Source organism: Zoogloea sp. 1C4, assembly GCF_009469605.1.
Lineage (GTDB): Bacteria > Pseudomonadota > Gammaproteobacteria > Burkholderiales > Rhodocyclaceae > Zoogloea > Zoogloea oryzae.
In genome coordinates this window covers 431838-449540 of sequence record NZ_SSXU01000001.1, presented here as the reverse complement: position 1 = coordinate 449540, position 17703 = coordinate 431838, and the positions used below count along the sequence as shown (strand labels likewise).

General features: G+C 67.7%; 20 protein-coding genes. 5 read left to right on the top strand and 15 right to left on the bottom strand.

Annotated features, from left to right (window positions below):
* Window positions 1-16 precede the first annotated feature (16 nt).
* Together GH681_RS02065 and GH681_RS02060 are read right to left on the bottom strand one after the other, a co-directional pair.
* Window positions 17-1111, bottom strand: coding sequence for an efflux RND transporter periplasmic adaptor subunit (locus tag GH681_RS02065; RefSeq protein WP_153159791.1), 1095 nt, complete (start codon window positions 1109-1111; stop codon window positions 17-19).
* A gap of 57 nt (window positions 1112-1168) precedes the next feature.
* Window positions 1169-1330, bottom strand: a complete 162-nt coding sequence (locus tag GH681_RS02060) for a hypothetical protein (protein ID WP_153159790.1) — start codon at window positions 1328-1330, stop codon at window positions 1169-1171.
* A 63-nt stretch (window positions 1331-1393) separates the two neighbouring features.
* Here GH681_RS02060 and GH681_RS02055 point away from each other — a divergent pair, with 63 nt between their 5' ends.
* The 3 genes from GH681_RS02055 to GH681_RS02045 all read left to right on the top strand — a co-directional run bounded on the left by GH681_RS02055 (window position 1394) and on the right by GH681_RS02045 (window position 4038).
* Window positions 1394-1981: a hypothetical protein gene (locus GH681_RS02055; protein WP_153159789.1), complete on the top strand. Its 588-nt coding sequence runs from the start codon at window positions 1394-1396 to the stop codon at window positions 1979-1981.
* Between the two features lie 176 nt (window positions 1982-2157).
* Complete coding sequence (locus tag GH681_RS02050) at window positions 2158-3447, top strand: sensor histidine kinase (protein WP_153159788.1); 1290 nt, start codon at window positions 2158-2160, stop codon at window positions 3445-3447.
* 210 nt (window positions 3448-3657) lie between these two features.
* Window positions 3658-4038, top strand: coding sequence for a c-type cytochrome (locus GH681_RS02045; protein ID WP_153159787.1), 381 nt, complete (start codon window positions 3658-3660; stop codon window positions 4036-4038).
* A gap of 97 nt (window positions 4039-4135) precedes the next feature.
* Here GH681_RS02045 and GH681_RS02040 read toward each other — a convergent pair whose 3' ends face one another.
* The 10 genes from GH681_RS02040 to GH681_RS02000 all read right to left on the bottom strand — a co-directional run bounded on the left by GH681_RS02040 (window position 4136) and on the right by GH681_RS02000 (window position 12342).
* Window positions 4136-5050, bottom strand: coding sequence for a DMT family transporter (locus GH681_RS02040; protein WP_153159786.1), 915 nt, complete (start codon window positions 5048-5050; stop codon window positions 4136-4138).
* Window positions 5051-5219: 169 nt separating this feature from the next.
* Window positions 5220-5768 (bottom strand): rhodanese-like domain-containing protein, encoded by a 549-nt coding sequence (locus GH681_RS02035; protein WP_153159785.1) that lies wholly within the window; start codon window positions 5766-5768, stop codon window positions 5220-5222.
* Window positions 5769-5831: 63 nt separating this feature from the next.
* A complete protein-coding gene (locus GH681_RS02030; RefSeq protein ID WP_153159784.1) occupies window positions 5832-6116 on the bottom strand; it encodes a cyd operon YbgE family protein in 285 nt (94 codons plus the stop codon).
* A 50-nt stretch (window positions 6117-6166) separates the two neighbouring features.
* A complete protein-coding gene (locus GH681_RS02025; protein WP_153159783.1) occupies window positions 6167-6592 on the bottom strand; it encodes a group II truncated hemoglobin in 426 nt (141 codons plus the stop codon).
* On the bottom strand, window positions 6582-6707 hold the full coding sequence (gene cydX / locus GH681_RS02020) for a cytochrome bd-I oxidase subunit CydX (RefSeq protein ID WP_153159782.1): 126 nt from the start codon (window positions 6705-6707) through the stop codon (window positions 6582-6584). The genes GH681_RS02025 and cydX overlap by 11 nt, the downstream gene beginning before the upstream one ends.
* A 12-nt stretch (window positions 6708-6719) precedes the next feature.
* Entirely contained in the window at window positions 6720-7859 is a 1140-nt protein-coding gene (gene cydB / locus GH681_RS02015; protein WP_153159781.1) for a cytochrome d ubiquinol oxidase subunit II, read from the bottom strand.
* A gap of 17 nt (window positions 7860-7876) precedes the next feature.
* Window positions 7877-9430 carry a cytochrome ubiquinol oxidase subunit I gene (locus GH681_RS02010; protein WP_153159780.1) on the bottom strand — a complete coding sequence of 518 codons (1554 nt, stop codon included), beginning with the start codon at window positions 9428-9430 and terminating at the stop codon, window positions 7877-7879.
* On the bottom strand, window positions 9420-9596 hold the full coding sequence (gene cydP / locus GH681_RS23295) for a cytochrome oxidase putative small subunit CydP (protein WP_194271107.1): 177 nt from the start codon (window positions 9594-9596) through the stop codon (window positions 9420-9422). The genes GH681_RS02010 and cydP overlap by 11 nt, the downstream gene beginning before the upstream one ends.
* 384 nt (window positions 9597-9980) lie before the next feature.
* Window positions 9981-10367 (bottom strand): hypothetical protein, encoded by a 387-nt coding sequence (locus tag GH681_RS02005; protein ID WP_153159779.1) that lies wholly within the window; start codon window positions 10365-10367, stop codon window positions 9981-9983.
* A 133-nt stretch (window positions 10368-10500) separates the two neighbouring features.
* Window positions 10501-12342: a sigma-54-dependent Fis family transcriptional regulator gene (locus tag GH681_RS02000; RefSeq protein ID WP_153159778.1), complete on the bottom strand. Its 1842-nt coding sequence runs from the start codon at window positions 12340-12342 to the stop codon at window positions 10501-10503.
* A 298-nt stretch (window positions 12343-12640) separates the two neighbouring features.
* On the opposite strand from GH681_RS02000, the gene GH681_RS01995 reads away from it, so the two are divergent.
* Window positions 12641-12955, top strand: coding sequence for a c-type cytochrome (locus GH681_RS01995; protein ID WP_153159777.1), 315 nt, complete (start codon window positions 12641-12643; stop codon window positions 12953-12955).
* Window positions 12956-13030: 75 nt separating this feature from the next.
* Here GH681_RS01995 and GH681_RS01990 read toward each other — a convergent pair whose 3' ends face one another.
* Genes GH681_RS01990 through pedF form a run of 3 tightly spaced genes read right to left on the bottom strand, consistent with a single transcriptional unit; the run spans window position 13031 to window position 15183 of the window.
* The gene (locus GH681_RS01990; protein ID WP_153159776.1) at window positions 13031-13963 is read right to left on the bottom strand and encodes a beta-propeller fold lactonase family protein; all 933 of its coding nucleotides are present in this window, start codon (window positions 13961-13963) and stop codon (window positions 13031-13033) included.
* 4 nt (window positions 13964-13967) lie between these two features.
* Window positions 13968-14813, bottom strand: coding sequence for an ABC transporter substrate-binding protein (locus GH681_RS01985; RefSeq protein ID WP_153159775.1), 846 nt, complete (start codon window positions 14811-14813; stop codon window positions 13968-13970).
* On the bottom strand, window positions 14803-15183 hold the full coding sequence (gene pedF / locus GH681_RS01980) for a cytochrome c-550 PedF (protein WP_228111754.1): 381 nt from the start codon (window positions 15181-15183) through the stop codon (window positions 14803-14805). Before pedF ends, GH681_RS01985 begins: the two co-directional genes overlap by 11 nt.
* A gap of 375 nt (window positions 15184-15558) precedes the next feature.
* Between pedF and GH681_RS01975 the strand changes: the two genes are divergently transcribed.
* Window positions 15559-17589 (top strand): sigma-54-dependent Fis family transcriptional regulator, encoded by a 2031-nt coding sequence (locus GH681_RS01975; RefSeq protein ID WP_153159774.1) that lies wholly within the window; start codon window positions 15559-15561, stop codon window positions 17587-17589.
* Window positions 17590-17703 lie beyond the last annotated feature (114 nt).

Genomic DNA, 17703 nt, shown 5'->3' with positions numbered 1-17703 from the left:
GCGGCGGGCGTTGCCCTCATTCCTTGCCGATGCCGAGCCAGGTGGCCTTGAGGGCCGCGACGCCGCTGGTGACCACGGTGGCATCTGGCGGCAGGCCGGTGACCAGGCTGGTGTCGCCGAGGCGGCCGGCAACATTGACCGGGATCGCCCGGTAGCCGGTGGTCGCCGCGTCGCGGGCGGCCACGAAGACCCACTGCTTGTTGTCGTGGCGGAGCACCGCGCTGGCCGGCACCTGCAGCGTGGCGCTGCCGGTGGTGCCCTTGTTGCCCAGGTCGAGATCGACAGCGGTGGCCTGACCCGGGCGCAGGCCGTCGGCGCCGTGGGTGACGAGGCCGCGCAGCAGCACGCTCTGGGTGGTGGGATCGACGGCCCGGCCGATGGCGATCAACTCGCCCCGGGCGCCGGTGGCCGGAATCCGCAGCGGCGTGCCCACCTTCACCTGGCTGGCCACCGCCAGCGGGGCCTGGATCTCGACCGACAGGGGGTCGAGCCGCGCGATACGGTAAAGCGGTGCGGATTGCTCGACCCGCTGGCCGACGCTCACCTGCTGCTCCAGCACGCTGCCGGCAATGGGGGCGACGAGGGACAGGGTCTGTCCGCCGCTGTGCTGGGCAAGGGCCAGCTCCTGGCGGCGCTCGGCGGCCTGGGCGGCGCTCTGGGCGGCATTGGAGCGGCTCGCCTGGAGGCGCGATTCGGCGATCAGGCCCTCGCGGTAGAGCTGCTCGTCCCGGGCGAGCGTCTGGCGCGAGAAGGTGGCCTGGGCGTCGGCCTGGAGGCGGTCGCGCTGGAGTTCGAGGGCCTGGGGGCTGGAGATCCGCACCAGCAGCTGGCCCTTCTTCACGGTCATCCCCGGCGCGGTTTCGAGGCTCTCGACCACACCGGCCAGCGGCGCGGCGATCACCCGCACCTGGCTGTTGGGGATGCTCACCGTGGCCGGCAGCCCCGCCGCCGCGGCGCTGCTGCCGGCGACCACCCGCTGGGTCGAAACCCCCAGCGCCTGCCCCTGCGAAGGCGTGATGGCGATGAAGGCCGGGTCAAGGGCGATGGCGGAAAAGGCAGGGCCGGCAAGGGCAACGGCAGCAAGCAGCGGGCGAAGGGCGATGGACGGCATGGGGATGATGGGGGCTGGATACACCCCGCATCATCCCCCATCTGGCTTAAGAGAGTCTTAAGTGGTGCTGCCGGATGCCGGTTTGCCGTCTTTCGCGGCCGTCTCCTCGGGTTTGAGTCCGGCGCCCCGCAGGTTGACCCGCTTGCCGGGCAGTTCGAACGACAAAGGCGCGCCTGCCTCGTCGAGATGCGCCGCCACCCAATTTGGGTTGTTCGCCATGAATCGCTACGATAGCTCCGGTACGCTTTCGTTTTCCCCTCATCCGACACCGGAGATCATTTCATGAGCATTCGCATGACCCCGAAATTCGCCCTTCCCCTGCTGCTCACCTTTGCCTCCAGCGTTGCCGGCGCCGTCTGCGTGCCGGTGATCGGCACGGCCAGACTGCTGCCCGACGCGGCCTGCACGATCCGGACGGTGGCCCAGCCGGGCACGCCGGCCTCGCTGTTCGGTGGTGACTGCTTCAGCGTCCAGCTGTCCCTGGCCGGCTTCCCGGTGGCGACGGGCTATGCGGGCAACACCGTCGAGCCGATGGCCAGCCTGGTGCCCGGTGCGCCGGCCACGGTGGCGCCGGTGGCGGTGCCGGCCGTGGGTTCGCCGCTGCCGCGCCAGATCGTCCAGACTGCCCGCACCACCATGTGGCTGGGCCACGGGGCTCGCCGTACCGCGATCTACACCACCGACGTGGTGGTGATCCAGCCCCAGCTGTCGGCCACCGGCCAGGTCGTGCCCAAGCTGATGACCGAGCAGATCCTGATCTCCGGCTCCGATGGCAAGGGCGCCTTTGCCAATGTCAGCGGCCACCTCAACGTGATGGGCACCACCGTTGGCGCACCGTCCGCCGTCACCGGCCAGATCTGCATGCCGTGATTGCCGCCTTGGCTGCCCGCTGACGGGCCGCACGGGTTTCGCCGGAACCGCCGTCTTCCAGCCGGAAGCGGCGGTTTCTTCATTCTGGCCGCGCGGACGGTGTGGTGCGCTCATGCCGGCGGGCTGGCACATGCCTTGCTCTGATTACTCCCAAAGGAATATAAGGGGAGACACCCATGGATCTACGCTGGCGACTGTTCGGCTATGTGCTCGGATTCGCCCTCGCGCTGCTGCTGGCAGCGGCGGCGTGGGTTGGACTGGCGCTGCGCGAGGATGTGGCCGAGGAAATGGCTGCCTCGACACGCCTGGTGAACACCATGCTGGCAGTGAGTGCCGCGCCGGAATCCCGCGCGGGCGACCTGGAAGCCCTGCTGGCAGGTGGTCAGTTACGACACGTTGCGCTCCACGTGGAGCGTTCAAATTTGGAGCAGGGCCTGTCGCCCGCCCGCGGCGGGTTGATGGAACCGCTGGTGGATTACCTGCTCGACGGCCGCGAGATCCATGAGCGGCGCATTCCCCTGGGCGACGGCACGCTGGTGATCCGCGCCGATGCCCGCGCCGAAATCCACGAAATCCTGCGTGACGGCGCCCGCATCATGGCGACCTTGCTGGTGTTCTCCCTGGCGATGGCGGTGGTGGCCTGGCTGGCTGCCCATCGGGCGCTCAAGCCGGTGCGTGAGCTGGAAGACGGCCTCGCCCGGGTGGGCCGCGACGAAGGCCGGGTGAGCCTGCCGGCCTTCCGGCTGAAGGAGTTTGCCAGCATCGCCAGCGCCATCGAGCGCATGTCCGGCGAGCTTTCCGAAACCCGTCAGGCCCGCCAGCAGCTTGCCCGCCAGCTGCTTGAGCTGCAGGAAAACGAGCGCCGCGAGCTGGCCCGGGAGCTCCACGACGAGCTCGGCCAGTCGCTCACGGCAGTCAATGTCTCCGCCGCCTACATCGAACGCCACGCCGGCCGGGCGTCGCCGGATGATCTGGCCGACAGCGCGCGGGACATCCGCAACGAATCCACCCGCATGCTCGCCCAGGTGCGCAACCTGCTGTCCCAGCTGCGCCCCCACGGCCTCGAGGGCCTGCAGATGATGGACGCCCTGAACGATCTGGTGAGCGGCTGGCGCGGCCGGGCGCCGCAGATCGGTATCGAGGCGGCCTTCCCCGAATCCCTCCCGGCGCTGCCGCCGGCGGCCGGGCTGGCCCTGTATCGCACGGTGCAGGAGGCGCTCACCAACGTGCTGCGCCACAGCGTGGCCAGCCAGGTGCGGCTGACCTTGCGCGAGGTGGGCAAGGCGGTGGAGCTGACGGTGGCCGACAATGGCGTGGGCAAGGCCAGCGAGATCGTCCGGCGCTCGCGTGGCGGGCTGCTCGGCATGCGCGAGCGGGCCGAGATGGCGGGGGGCTCGTGCTGGTTCGACGAGGCCCCGGGCGGCGGGCTGCAGGTGCGCCTGTGCCTGCCCCTGGCCCAGGTCTGAGGGCTCGCCATGCGGGCCGAAGCGGTCACCCGCAGGCGCTGCCCAGGCCAGCAGACGATTCACAAGCAGGCGTTCCCGATCCGGCGGAAACTGGGCGGGAACACGGATTTAACGCAGATGCACCTGACGGTGCGGTGGGGGCAGGCCAGTCGGTCGCCCCTGCCGGGCTCGCTCGGGGTGTCTTTCGATTTTTAGCCAAGGAGAAGAAACATGTTTGCCTTACGTAACACCGTCGTTCCGGTGATGCTGGCCCTGGTCGCCACGACCGCTGCGGCAGCCGCCGACGATGACATGAAGGCCCTCGCCGTGAAGAGCGGCTGCCTGACCTGTCACGCCATCGAGTCCGGCACCCCCGGCCCCAACGGCATGGCCCCCATCGGCCCGGCCTGGCAGGATGTCGCCAAGATGTACAAGGGCAAGCCGGGCGCCGACGTCTTCCTGACCCGCGTGGTGCTGGAAGGCTCCAACCCCTACGGCAGCCACTGGAAGGACAAGGTCAGCGGCCTGGCGATGCCCCCCAACAAGGTGGCCATCAAGGAAACCGACGCCAAGAAACTGGTGAAGTGGATCCTGACCCTGGCGCCCAAGTAATCCGCCAGCGCCAGGCGCAAGCAACAAGACCCCGGACGTCCCCCCGCCGGGGTCTTGCTGTTTCTGGGGTGGCCTACTTGCCGGCCCGCGCCGCCGTCTATCGCGACGATACCGCGATGCCGGCCACGATCAGCCCGAAGGCGACGCCGTGGAAGGGCTGCGGGCCTTCGCCGATCACCGCGGCCGAGAGCACTGCCGCAAACAGCGGCGTGAGGTTGTAGAAGATCGACGCTATCGCCGGCCCCGCCTCGGCCACTGCCAGGCCCCACAGGCGGTAAGCGATGATCGACGGGCCGATGGCCACGAACAGGATGGTCGCCACCAGCTGCCACGACCACTGGGTCGGGGCCGAGGGCGCGATCATGTCGCCCACCACCGCCGTCGCCACCGCGCCGCTCACCCCGAAGATTGCCTGGGCCACCAGAAACTGCGCCCAGTTCCAGTTGGGCCGCGCCGCGCCCAGCATGTGGGCGGGCGGCTTGGCGAGCATCCAGCTGTAGAGCGACCAGCCGATGATCGCCACCAGCATCAGCAGGTCGCCCTGCACGAAATGGATGTCGGCCAGCGCCGCCGGGTTGCCCCGGGACATCACCAGCGCCACGCCCGCAAGCGACAGCAGCGCGCCGATGAGCTGCAGCCGGGTGGGACGAACCTTGTAACCCACCGCGCCCACCACCATCGCCCACACCGGTGAGCTGGAGGCGATCAGCGTGACGTTGAGGGGCGTGCTGGTGCGCAGGGCCATGTATTGCAGCGCGTTGTAGGCGCCCACCCCGATCACCCCCAGCACCAGCAGGTAGCGCCAGCGTTCGACGATCTGCGCCCGCGCCGCCGGGGTGCCGATGGCCGCCCAGCCCAGGGGCAGCAGCAGCGCGAAAGCCACCACCCAGCGCAGGGCGTTGAGCAGCAGCGGGTCGATGCTGCCGATGGCCATGCGGCCGACCACCGCGTTGGTGGCCCACATGGCGGGCGGGGTGGCGAGCATCAGGACGAGACGGGGGGTGAGCTGCATTGCAAATCCCTGGAGTAAACGGCGTGCCGCCCGGCGCTGGGCCGGGCTGGATGCGCAAGTTTAGGGATATGGTTGCAGTGGCGGAAGACGCCCGCGCGGGATTCACTGTTCAGCAGGCTGAACAATCGGGGCGCCGGGGACGATGGATGCGTGACGCCCCGGCATGGCCTCAGTGCTTGTCGAGACGGTACATCTTGGCCGGGTTCATCTTCGTGCTCCAGGGCAGGCCACTGTTCTGCCAGCCATTGACCACCCGCAGTCCGGCCTGGGGGCCCTCCTTGAGGGGCGTGCCCTGGAAACCGTCGATCACGTAACGGGCATTGGGAAAGCCGTTGCTGCGCAGGAAGCTCGCGCTCGGCTCGCCCCGTTCGCTCCCAGAACGACACAAGGTGATCACTTCGGCATCCATGCCGAGGCCCCGTCGTTCAAGTTCGGCCTTGATCTGGCTGACGAATTCCGGGTTCTGCACCAGCTTGTAGACGCCGCGTTTCGCATCCCAGGCGGTGCGGTCCACCATCAGGAAGGGGATGTTCACGTGCACTGCGTCGGTGAAGCCGACGAACATGATCTCGACGGGATCGCGCACGTCCACGAAGAGCAGGTTCTGGTTGGGCTGTTGTACGCGGGCGTGGACTTCCGCGGCCGGAACGGCAATGTCCACGGCCTGGGCCGACAGGGCCAGCAGGCTGAGGGAGGTGGCGATGAACAGGTGTTTCATGGGGTGTTTCCTAAGGTGGTGAAGGGGCCACGGGCTTGCCGGAACCGGCTGGTGTCATGGGCGTCATGCGAAAAATCTCATGGCTGCGGCGGCAATCAGGCATAGCAGGCACGTCCAGCCAGAGAACAGCCAGCGCCAAGCCAGGCCCACGGGCACGAAGCCGACGCCACGCACCATGCCGGCGGTCATCGCGATCAGCAGCGCAAAGGCCATCCCGTGGTCGGCCTGCCCTTGCGGACCGGCCATCAGGAAGGGGTTCAGCGAGCCGCCCAGCATGATCAGGATGGCAACGGCCAGGCAGGGCAGGTGCATCCGTGGCGAAGGTGTCTCGGGCAGTGTGGCCGGCATTTCGTGGGTTACAGGAGGTGTGCCAGTGTTCATCAGCATGGTCAGCGCGTTCAGGCCGTGCTGCAGCTGCAGCCGGTGTGCGCCTGGGGGGCGCTGGAATCTGCCCGGTTGCGCAGGTGATCGGCCATGGCCTGGAAGCGGGCCAGCAGCCACGCGTGCAGCCCGGGCTCGTCCACCACCTCGTCGAGGGCCTTGCGGAACGCCGCCATCCAGGCGTCGCGGGCGGCGCTGTCGATGGGGAAGGCCATGTGCCGGCGCCGCATGAAAGGCTCGCCGTAAAGGGGGCGGAATCGGTCCGGCCCGCCCAGCCAGCCGCTCAGGAAGGCGGCGAGGCGCTGTTTGACCTCGCTCATGTCGGGGTGGTGGAGGCGCATCGCCGCCTCGGCTTCGGGCAGCTCGGCCATCCAGTGGTAGATGCGCTCCACGAGCCGGTCGATGCCCGCCTCGCCCAGCTGGTCGTAGGGGCTAGCGTTCATCGTGCGAACCTCGGGATGTGGCCTGGCGGCTGGCCTCGTGTTCGGCCCACAGTGCGTTGAGAATGGCCAGGAAGACGGCAAAGCCGACGCCCAGGACCCAGGTGAAATACCACATGCGATTGACTCCTCAGTAAGCCGAATGGCTGTTTTCCCGGACGTAGGCGGGGGTGACCTTGCCGCCCATCACGCGGTAGGCCCAGCTGGTGTAGAGCACGATGAGCGGCATGAAGATCAGCGTGGCCCACAGCATGATGTTGAGGGTGAGCTGGCTGGAGACGCTGTCCCACACCGTCAGGCTGGCGTTGGGGTCGAGGGAGGACGGCATCACGAAGGGGAACAGGGCCGCGCCGGCCGTACCGATGATGCCGGCGATCGCCAGCGCCGAGGCCCAGAAGGCGGCCAGGGTGCGGCCGCGGCGGGCGAGCATCTGGGCCGCCAGCACACCGGCGATGCCCGCCAGGGGCAGCGCGGCGGTGGCGGGCTGGGCGCGGTAGTTGGCGAACCAGGCGCCGGCTTCGCGGATCACGGTCTTGCCCAGCGGATTGGGTAGCGCCGCGCCGTCGACTACCGACTGGATGACGTAGCCGGGGATCGCCAGCCACAGCCACAGGCCCGCTGCGGCAAAGCTCAGGATCGTCAGCCCGCCGAAGAAGCCGGCTGCCCGCAGGGCCCGCCACTGGATTTCGCCCTGGGTGCGGTGGGCCAGGTAGATGGCCCCGTGGAAGGTGATCATCGCCGTCGACACGACGCCGGTGAGGAGGGCAAACGGGTTGAGCAAGGCCCAGAAGCTGCCGGAGTAGGTGGATACCAGGTGATCGTCGAAGCTGAAGGGCACGCCCTGGAAGAGGTTGCCGAAGGCGACTCCGAAGATCAGCGGCGGCACGGCGCCACCGACGAACAGGCCCCAGTCCCAGGTGCTGCGCCAGCGGGGGTCGTGGATCTTGCTGCGGTAGTCGAAGCCCACCGGGCGGAAGAACAGTGCCCATAGCACCGCCAGCATGGCCCAGTACAGCCCCGAGAAGGCGGTGGCATAGACCAGCGGCCAGGCGGCGAAGATGGCGCCGCCGGCGGTGATGAACCACACCTGGTTGCCGTCCCAGTGCGGGCCGACGGTGTTGATGACGACGCGCCGTTCGGTGTCGTTCCGGCCGACGAAGGGCAGCAGCGTGCCGACGCCCATGTCGTGGCCGTCCATGATGGCGAAGCCGATCAGCAGGACGCCGACCAGCAGCCACCAGATCAGTTTGAGGGTTTCATAGTCGAGCATTTGGAATCGTCCTCGGTTCAGGCGTGGGCTTCGTTGGCGTAGCGACCGGTGCCGAGACTGCCCGGCCCTTGCCTGGCGAACTTGATCATCAGGAACATCTCGACGATCAGCAGCACGGTGTAGAAGCCGACGAAGCCGGCGAGGGAGCCATAGAGGCTCTCCACGCTCAGGGTCGATACGGAAAGGTGGGTGGGCAGCACGCCGTAGATGGTCCAGGGCTGGCGGCCATATTCGGCCACGAACCAGCCCACCTCGCAGGCGATCCACGGCATCGGCAGGCAATACAGCGCCGCCCGCAGCAGGCCGCGCCGGTCTGCAAAGTCGCCCTTCACCGAATGCCACAGGGCGAGCCCGAAGAGCAGCAGCATCGCAAAGCCCAGGGCCACCATCAGGCGGAAGCTCCAGAACATCGGGGCGACGCGGGGCACGGTGTCGCCCACGGCCTTGTCGATGATGTCCGGCGTCACGTCGTCCAGGCGGGTGACGTATTTCTTGAGGAGCAGGCCGAAGCCCAGGTCGGCCTTGTGCGCCTCGAACTTGCGGCGGGCGGCTTCATCATTCTGATTGTGGCGCAGGGCGTCGAGGGCCGTCACTGCCTCGATGCCGGAGACGATGCGTTCCCGGTTCTTCGCCTTGATCTCCTTGATGCCGGGAATCTGCTTGTCCAGGGAGCGGGTGCCGATGAGGCCCATCACCCACGGAATCTCGATGGCGAAGTCGTTCTTCATCTCGGCCTCGTTGGGGATGGCGATCAGATTGAAGGCGGCTGGTGCAGGCTCGGTCTCCCACATCGCCTCCATGGCCGCCAGCTTGGTCTGCTGGGCTTCGCCGACGGTGTATCCCGATTCGTCGCCGAGGACGATCACCGAGCATACGGAAGCGAATCCGAAGGCGGCGGCGATGCCGAAGCTGCGTTTGGCGAACTCCACGTCGCGCCCGCGCAGCAGATACCAGGACGAGATCGACAGCACGAACATGGCGCCGGTGACGTAGCCGGCCGACACCGTATGCACGAACTTGGCCTGGGCATCCGGGTTGAAGACCACCGCCCAGAAGTCGGTCATCTCCATGCGCATCGTCACGTAGCTGAACTCGGCGCCCACCGGGTTCTGCATCCAGCCGTTGGCGATCAGGATCCACAATGCCGAGAGGTTGGTGCCCACTGCCATCAGAATGGTGACGAGCAGGTGCTCCTTGCGCGCCAGCCTGTCCCAGCCGAAGAAGAACAGCCCGATCATCGTGGACTCGAGAAAGAAGGCCATCAGCCCCTCGATGGCGAGCGGTGCGCCGAAGATGTCGCCGACGTAGTGGGAGTAATAGGCCCAGTTGGTGCCGAACTGGAATTCGAGGGTGATCCCGGTGGTGACGCCGAGGGCGAAGTTGATCCCGAAGAGCTTGCCCCAGAAGCGGGTCATGTCCTTGTAGAGGGGATTGGCGGTCATCACATAGACCGATTCCATGATGACCAGCAGCCACACCATGCCGATGGTGAGGGGGACGAACAGAAAGTGGTAAAGGGCGGTGGCGGCAAACTGCAGCCGCGATAGATCGACCAGTTGTTCACTGACCACGGGGTGCTCCTTGGACGACGGGGTTGGGGGCGAGCTGCCTCGACATGTCCTGCGCGTCCACCTCGAGCCTGGCATCGCGCACGAAGCACCACCACAGCGCCACGAGGGCGAGCAGCTTGACGACGATGAGCCAGCCGAGATGCCTGGCGGTGGGGTGAAGCGACATGTGTGGCAGCGTTTGTTGTTGATGGGGGTTACCCAATCAATTCCCGTGCCATTTCGCAATTTGTGATTAAATGCTTTTATATCAATGGATTGTGATTTCTTCTGGTGCGGCAATCGGACGCAGGCTGACTGCCAGGATGGGCTGCCGTGGCGTTGATTGGCAGCGTTTCTGGCAGTGTTCGGGTGGTTCGGACGAGTCCCGGCGGGCGCAGGTAGGGATGAAATGGGGACGTGCTGCCGACCACGTGAGCGCGGCGTCTTGTCGCGGTGGCGTGGTGGCAGCGCGCCTGGCAGTGCTGGCAGTGGAGTTGCAGGTCTGTCAGGGCGCGGGCGCGCCTTGGCCGTGGGGGGCGGGGATGCCCGGCGGGGTGTCAGGGGCGGTGGGTCAGTTCCAGCCGAAGGGCACGCGAATTTCCTCGAAGTCGCCATCCGCCAGCTTGTCCTCGGCATTGAAGACGAGCTGCAGGATCACGTCGGTGTGGCCGCCCAGCCAGTTCTTCGAGACCGGGATCTTGCCGAAGATGCACGGCCCGCCGCCGGGGCGCAGGCGCGACGACATGGTGTTGGCCCGGGCCAGGGATTCGCATTCGCTGCGGTTGTGCACCGAGAGGGTGGCGTTGCGGGCCTTGAGGCTCTGGATGGCATCGGCGAGGGGATAGCCGGGCCGGAACTGCTGCTGCAGCTCGGGGACGAGGAGCGAAGGCGGTTCTTCGCAGCCGGCAAGGGCGAGGGCGGCGAGGAGGGCGGCAGAGATTGCGCGGAACCTGGGCATGGCGGACGAGGCTGAAAAGGACGCCCGCGAGTATCCCACGGTCCGGTGCGGGCTGGCAGCGGTGGGCGGGATTGCGTTGTCGGGATGAATGCTTGGGGCGGATTGTCCGTGCGGCCGGGCAATCCGCCCGCGCTCAGCCGCGCCGCAGCTTGCGGTAGAGGGTGGTGCGGGTGATGCCCAGCTCCCGTGCGGCGGCGGAGATGTTGCCGGCGTGGCGGGCCACGGTCTCTTCCACCAGCCGGGTTTCGGCGGCCCGCAGGCTTTGCGTGGTGGGCCGCGTCTCGCTGGCGTCGATCAGGTCGTGGGGCAGGTGGTCGGGGGTGATGGTGGCTTCGTCCGGCCCAAGCATGGCGGTGGCGAGGCGCAGCACGTTCTTCAGCTCGCGGATGTTGCCGGGCCACTGGTGGCGGCGGATCACGTCCAGCGTGGCGGCCGCCAGGCGCAGGGGGCGGTCGGGGGATTCGTCGCGCAGGATGCGGCGGGCGAGAGCCTCGATGTCGCTGCGCTCGCGCAGGGTGGGCAGCGCGAGGCTCATGGCCGACAGGCGGAAATACAGGTCGGGACGGAACTCGCCGGTCTCGCACAGGGTTTTGAGCGGCCGGTGGCTGGCGCACACCAGCGCCAGGTCGATGGCCTCCTCGGGGCCGCCGCCCAGGGGCGTGACCCGGCGGGTCTCGAGCACCCGCAGCAGCACGGCCTGCAGGCGCAGCGGCATGTCGCCGATTTCGTCGAGGAACAGGGTGCCGCCGTGGGCTTCGCGCAGCTTGCCGCGGGCGCCCTCGCCGCGGGCGCCGGTGTAGGCGCCGGCCCGGTAGCCGAAGAGCTCGGCCTCGATCAGGTTGGCGGGGATGGCCGCACAGTTGATGGCCACGAAGGGGCCGTCGCGGCGCGGGCTGCTGTGGTGGAAAGCCTGGGCGAAGACTTCCTTGCCAGTGCCGGTTTCGCCCTGGATGAGCAGCGGGATGTCGAGCCCGACGATGCGCCGGGCGCGGCGCACCGCCGAGGCCACGGTGTGGTCGCCCAGGTCGAGGTCTTCGAGGGTCACGCCGCGGCGGGCGGCGGGCATGCCGGGTGCGCTGGCGGCCACCGGGCGCAGGGCCTGGAGCCGGCCGGCCTGGACCCGGGCGGCGAATTCGCGGCCGCCGTGGGCGCACAGCAGGGTGGGGCGCAGGCTGCTCGACAGGGCGTGGTCGAGGAGGGTGGTCCAGCGGGTCTCGAAGATCCGCGAAAAGGCCGGGCGCTCCTTGCGACTGTCACCGATGCCCAGCAGGGTTTCGCCACGGCGGTTGCAGGCGAGCATCTCGCCGGCCTCGTTGAACACCGCCAGCCCTTCGAGGGGCGAGGCCAGCGCTTCGGCCTGGGGATGGAAGCGGATCGTCACCGCGGCTTCGGGGATGCTCTCGATCAGGCGGTTCTCGATGATCTCGGCGGTGGTCTGGATCAGCGCCTGGGCGTGGATCTGGCTGAGCTGGGCCGAGGTGGAGATGTCGAGGATGCCCAGCACGCCGCCGGCCGGGCCGTGGATCGGGGTGGCGACGCAGGTGAGGAAGCGGTTGCGCTCAAGGAAGTGGTCGGTGCCGATCACCGCCATCGGGCGCTGTTCGGCCAGCGCGGTGCCGATGGCGTTGGTGCCCATGGTGCATTCGGCCCACGACACGCCGGGCTGCAGCGCGACCCGCGCGGCGCGTTCGGCGAAATCGGCGTCGCCCACTGCGCGCAGGATCATGCCGGCGTCGTCGGCCAGCAGGATGGTGGAGGACGAGCGAGCGATCTGCTGGTGCAGGTGCTCCATGATCGGCTGGGCGTAGGCCACCAGCCGCGCGTTGCCTTCGAGCCGGTCGGCCAGGCTGGCCCGGGGGAGGATGCCGTCGGGCAGATGTTCGTTGTTGCGCAGGCCGTTGGCGGCGCAGCGCTCCCAGGAGCGCCGGATGGCTTCCACTGCGGGGATTGGCGAGGTGGGATCGGCTTTTTTCACGGGTGAGACCGTGCAGGAAACATGCCAGAGGATTGGCCCGGTCTACCGCCCCCTAAAGGCCGGCCGTGGGCGGAAAAGTGTTCCGTGGTGCGTGTCGGGATGGAGCAGGTGTGCAGCCGCGGAGCAGCGCCGCTGCCCGCTCGCATCCTGCCCGGATCGGGCAAGTGCTTGTTGGGAAAGGGATTGGCCTTCAGTTTGGGGCGGGTGGCATCGGCGCACGGAATTTGCAATGGTGGCGGGGCGGGTGGTCTGCAGGCCGCCGCCAAGACCAATCACAAGTCCGATCCAAGGAGGAGCTATGAAATTCATTCCGATGATGTGCGCGATTGCGCTGGGTGTGGCCGCGGCCGCGCCGGCGATGGCGTCCGAGGAGATCATCAAGAAGGCCCGCTGTACCGCCTGCCATGCCGTCGACCAGAAGCGCGTCGGCCCGTCTTACAAGGACGTGGCAGCCAAGTACAAGGGGCAGGGCGACGCAGTGGCGGTGCTGAGCGCCAAGGTGCGTCACGGTGGTTCCGGTGTGTGGGGCCAGATTCCGATGACCCCGAACGGCCCGGACAAGATCAGTGATGCTGATCTGAAGGCCGCGATCGAGTGGATCCTGAAGCTCTGATTTGGGGCGTGCACACCTGCTCCAAAGTGGAGCAGGTGTGTCGGGATGGTTCAGTTTGTGTCGCGACGCCCTGTGTCAGGGCTGCACGACGACGCCCCACGGCAGTTCGCCGACGGGGATTTCACTGATGGTGGTGAGACGTTCGGTGTCGATCACCGAGACGCTGTTGGAGCGGCCGTTGGCCACGTAGAGCTTGCGGCCATCGGGGGTGAGGGCCATGTTCCAGGGCCGCTTGCCCACCGGCAGGGTGGCTTCGACCTGATTGTCGGCGGTGCGGATCACGCTCACCGTGCCGTCCTTGCCGTTGGAAACATAAACACGTTGGCCGTCCGGCGCCACGGCCACACCGTTCGAGAAGGTGCCCGCCTTGATCGTGGCGATCACCTTGCGCTTGCCCATGTCGATGGCGTAGACCGTGCTCACCAGCTCGCAGGCCACGTAGGCGCGGCTGCCGTCCGGGGTGAAGCCGATGCCGCGAGGACGGGCGCCCACCGGGATCTGCGCCACCTGGCGGCGGGCCTTCACATCCACCAGATCAACCTGCTCGGCGTCCTCGGCGCTCACCAGCAGCCAGCGGCCGTCCGGGCTGAACACCGCGTGTTCCGGGTTCTTGCCGCGCACGCGGATGTCGGCGAGCTTGCGCCCGGTGGCGGCATCGAGCACCACCACGCTGTTGGATTCTTCCACCGCCACCGCCACCCGCTTGCGGTCGGCGGAGACGCTGACGCCTTCGGGCGATTCACCCAGGCGGATGTGCCGGGTGGGTTCCTCGGCGCTGATATCGACGATCACCAGGCCATCCGACGGCGCCTCGCTGATGAACAGGCGCTTGCCGTCGCTGGCGATGCCGCGGGGGCGGGCGCCGCCGGGCAGGGTGCGCACGACGGTGTCGGTGGCGGTATCGATCACCGACACCGTGCCGGATTTTTCGTTGGGGACGTAGGCGAAGGGCGCGGCGAGCGCCGCTGCGGGAAGCAGGGCGCAGCCGGCCAGCAGAGTGCGGATCATCGAATCAGAGCGTGGGCTGGACATAGGTGATGCCGTGACGGGCGAAGATGGACGCGACGGTACCATTCTTCTGCAGCACGCGCAGCGCCTCGCCAACGGTGTCGGCCAGGGCTGTCTCCTCGGCCTTGACGGCCATGCCGATGGGCCAGCTGTTGATCTTGAGTTCCGGCATCTGAACCACTTCGAGGGTGAAGCGGTTGTCCTTGCCCAGCGCCTGCTCGATCTCCGAGCGGGGGCCCATCACGGCGGCCAGGTCGCCGGCCTTCAGCTTCTCGACGGCGGCAGCCACGCTGTTGAAATGCACCACATTCTCGCGCAGGCGGCCGTTGAGCACGCCCAGCAGGAAGGCATCGGCCAGCGAGCGGCCTTCGACGCCGATCTTCTCGCGGGTGAAGACTTCCAGCGCGGTCGCGGCCGAGCCGCGGATCGAGCCGATGCGCTGGATGCGGGCAACCGCAATGGTTTCCAGGTGGTAGGGCCCGAAGATCTTGACCTTCTCGTTCTTGCCCTGGAGGTAGGAATCCACCGGCACGTGCATCATCACGTCCGACGGCTGCTGGCCCAGGTAATGGCCCTTCCAGACCATGTTCCGCAGGTCGTCGTCCATGTCCTCGTCGGCGTTGTAGCCGACCACCTGGGTGGCGATGCCGAGCTGCTTGCCCAGCGCCTGGGCAAGCTCCACGTCGATCCCGTTGCCCTTGTCGGACCAGGGCACGAAGCCGTTGTAAACGGCAACCCGAAGGCTGCCGCGCTGGCGGATCTCGGCCAGACCGTCGGCCTGGGCCTGCAGGCTGGCGGCCAGGGCGGCGGCCCCAGCGGCAAGCAGGAATCGACGGCGATCAGTCTTCACGGACGGTCTCCAGCCAGGCGCGGATGGTCCACATGGCTTCCTGGGACAGGATGCCTTCGAACGGGGGCATGTACACGCGGCCGTCGCGGGTCGCGCCGTGGCGGATGCGCTGCAGGAAGATCTCATCACCTTCCTGGCCGGCCGGCAGGTAACGCAGATCCGGCGCGATGCCGCCGGACACGGCGCCCAGGCCGTGGCAGCGGGCACAGTTCTGGTTGAAGGCCGAGTCGCCGATGCGGATCGCTTCCTTGTTGCCCAGATACGGGTTCTTGGTGAGCCACTCCTTGCCAACCTGCTTGAGGGAGGAGGTGTCCACCGCCTGGGGCGTCACGTCGCCGTGGGCAATGACGGCACCGGCCGCCAGGGCCAGGACGGCGGTGGAGAGAGCACGGAGAGGGCGGGAGAAGAAGTTGCGAGCAGTCACCTGGGTCACCTTTGGTCTGGATTGGAATGCGTCGAGCGATGGGGCGCGGGGCGCAACAGGCATCGCCGTGGTGGGCATCATTCAGCAAGGGGCGTGCCACTTGTCACGGCTTCTGCGGGGGTGTCTCGGCTTTCCGGCGCTGGAGGCGGGTTTCTTAGTTTTTCTTATGGGTGAATAAACTGGAACGGAGTTTGCTCATAGGTATCCGCCGTGGAGCAGTCACATTGCTGAAATATGATTCGGCTGCTACATTCTGGAGCACTCACCATAAACCGGGTTAAAACCCGGAACACAATCCGTTATAGCGGAGGAGACGAACACATGCAGGTACCTTTCAATACCGAGGCTCGTTCGATGAGCCTTCAGGAGGCGCGTTCCCTGTATTTCGATCGGGGCGAGGTGCCGGAAGCCTTGCTCGACCGGAACGTGTTGCGCTCCTGGGAGCGCTGCCGGCAGGCGGGGCTCGATCCGGCCTTCAAGGGCACCCGCGATCCGGACATGCGCGCCGTGACCGAAGCCCGCGAACGCAACCGCACCCTGCTGTCCCACGCCCAGCCGGTGCTGGAGCATCTCTTCGAGCAGATCCGCAACTCCCACAGCATGGTGATCCTGGCCGACGCCCAGGGCATGCTGATCCAGAGCTACGGCGATCCGGACTTCCTCAGCCGCGCCGAACAGGTCGCCCTGCGCCCCGGCGCCAGCTGGAACGAATTCGATCGCGGAACAAACGCAGTCGGGACTGCACTTGCCGAGCGCAATGCCGTTAATGTCTTCGGCTCCGAACATTTCTTCGAGAGCAACGCCTTTCTAACCTGTAGTGCCGCGCCCATCCTGGACGCGCAGGGGCGTCTGATCGGGGCGCTGGACATCTCCAGCGACTACCGGGCTTATCAACGCCACTCGCTGGGTCTCGTAAAAATGTCGTCCCGCATCATCGAGAAACGTATCTTCGAAGCCGAGTTCGCCCACCAGGGCCTGCTCAGCTTCCACTCCCGCCCGGACCACGTGGGCAGCCTCTGCGAGGCCCTGCTGGCCATCGGCCCGGATGGCGATCTGCTGGGCGCCGATCAGGCTGCCCTCGACCTCCTCGGCATGCGCCGCGAAGATCTGCCCCGCCGCCACTACACCATGCTGTTCGACGTTCCCCTGGGCACCCTGGTCGACCGCGCCCGGCGTGACCCGTCGTCGCTGATCGCCATCAACGGCCGCAACGGCGAGCGCTTCTATGGCCGGTTGCGCGGCAACCTCACCGCCTTGGCCACCTCCGGCCCGGTGCTGCTGGATGCCCGTGGCGAGCGCGTGGGCAAGGCGCCCAAGGTCGAGAACGTCCGCCCGACCGCCCGTCCCGGCCTGACCCTCAAGTCCCTGTCCACCGGCGACGAGCGCCTGCAGGCCGCCATCGACAAGGCCACCCGCGTACTCGGCCGCGACATCCCGATCCTGATCCAGGGCGAATCCGGCGCCGGCAAGGAGATGTTCGCCAAGGCCTTCCACAACAGCGGCCCCCGCGGCCAGGGCCCCTTCGTGGCGCTCAACTGCGCGGCGATCCCCGAAACCCTGATCGAATCCGAGCTCTTCGGCTACTCCGGCGGCGCCTTCACCGGCGCCCGCAAGGAAGGCGCGGTCGGCAAGATCCAGCAGGCCCACGGCGGCACGCTCTTCCTCGATGAAATCGGCGACATGCCCCTGTCGCTCCAGGCCCGCCTGCTGCGCGTCCTCCAGGAACGCTGCGTGACCCCGCTCGGCACCAACAAGAGCATTCCGGTGGACATCACCCTGGTCTGCGCCACCCACCGCCGGCTGAAGGAAGAAGTGGCCCGCGGCGGCTTCCGCGAAGACTTGTACTACCGCCTCAACGGCCTGTGCATCAACCTGCCGTCGCTGCGCGAGCGCAGCGACATCGGCAGCCTGATCGACAAGCTGCTCCGCGAAGAGGCCGGCCCCGACCGCCCGGTCACTGTCTCCAGCAGGGTGATGGATGCCTTCCTGAATTACCGCTGGCCGGGCAACATCCGCCAGCTCGGCAACGTCATCAAGGTGGGCATCGCGCTCCTCGACGACGACGAGGACGTGATCGAGACCTGGCACCTGCCCGACGACGTGTTCGAGGAAATCGGCGCCCTGGCTTCGTCCAGCCCGGCCACGCCCGAACCCGTCACCGCCCGCGTCGCCGAGACCATGGCCTGTGCCGAGGCCGTGCCCACCAGCGCCGCCGCCTTCGGCCGCCTGGAGGAGATCGAGCGCGACATGATCCAGCGCACCCTCGAAGCCGAAAACGGCAACATCTCCGCCGCCGCCCGCCGGCTGGGGATCAGCCGCAACACCCTGTATCGCAAGCTCGGCCGGTTCTGACCCCGCCCGGCGACTGCCGGCTAGCCTTTGCACCAAAGCAGAAAGCCCTCAAATCGAGGGCTTTCTTTTTTTTGCGCCGGATGGGGCAGGGCGCGTTGCCGATGTCGGTCAGAA

Coding starts and splice junctions, on each gene's coding strand:
- GH681_RS02065 (WP_153159791.1), bottom strand. CDS start 1,111: ATGCCGTCCATCGCCCTTCGCCCGCTGCTTGCTGCCGTTGCCCTTGCC.
- GH681_RS02060 (WP_153159790.1), bottom strand. CDS start 1,330: ATGGCGAACAACCCAAATTGGGTGGCGGCGCATCTCGACGAGGCAGGC.
- GH681_RS02055 (WP_153159789.1), top strand. CDS start 1,394: ATGAGCATTCGCATGACCCCGAAATTCGCCCTTCCCCTGCTGCTCACC.
- GH681_RS02050 (WP_153159788.1), top strand. CDS start 2,158: ATGGATCTACGCTGGCGACTGTTCGGCTATGTGCTCGGATTCGCCCTC.
- GH681_RS02045 (WP_153159787.1), top strand. CDS start 3,658: ATGTTTGCCTTACGTAACACCGTCGTTCCGGTGATGCTGGCCCTGGTC.
- GH681_RS02040 (WP_153159786.1), bottom strand. CDS start 5,050: ATGCAGCTCACCCCCCGTCTCGTCCTGATGCTCGCCACCCCGCCCGCC.
- GH681_RS02035 (WP_153159785.1), bottom strand. CDS start 5,768: ATGAAACACCTGTTCATCGCCACCTCCCTCAGCCTGCTGGCCCTGTCG.
- GH681_RS02030 (WP_153159784.1), bottom strand. CDS start 6,116: ATGCCGGCCACACTGCCCGAGACACCTTCGCCACGGATGCACCTGCCC.
- GH681_RS02025 (WP_153159783.1), bottom strand. CDS start 6,592: ATGAACGCTAGCCCCTACGACCAGCTGGGCGAGGCGGGCATCGACCGG.
- cydX (WP_153159782.1), bottom strand. CDS start 6,707: ATGTGGTATTTCACCTGGGTCCTGGGCGTCGGCTTTGCCGTCTTCCTG.
- cydB (WP_153159781.1), bottom strand. CDS start 7,859: ATGCTCGACTATGAAACCCTCAAACTGATCTGGTGGCTGCTGGTCGGC.
- cydP (WP_194271107.1), bottom strand. CDS start 9,596: ATGTCGCTTCACCCCACCGCCAGGCATCTCGGCTGGCTCATCGTCGTC.
- GH681_RS02005 (WP_153159779.1), bottom strand. CDS start 10,367: ATGCCCAGGTTCCGCGCAATCTCTGCCGCCCTCCTCGCCGCCCTCGCC.
- GH681_RS01995 (WP_153159777.1), top strand. CDS start 12,641: ATGAAATTCATTCCGATGATGTGCGCGATTGCGCTGGGTGTGGCCGCG.
- GH681_RS01990 (WP_153159776.1), bottom strand. CDS start 13,963: ATGATCCGCACTCTGCTGGCCGGCTGCGCCCTGCTTCCCGCAGCGGCG.
- GH681_RS01975 (WP_153159774.1), top strand. CDS start 15,559: ATGCAGGTACCTTTCAATACCGAGGCTCGTTCGATGAGCCTTCAGGAG.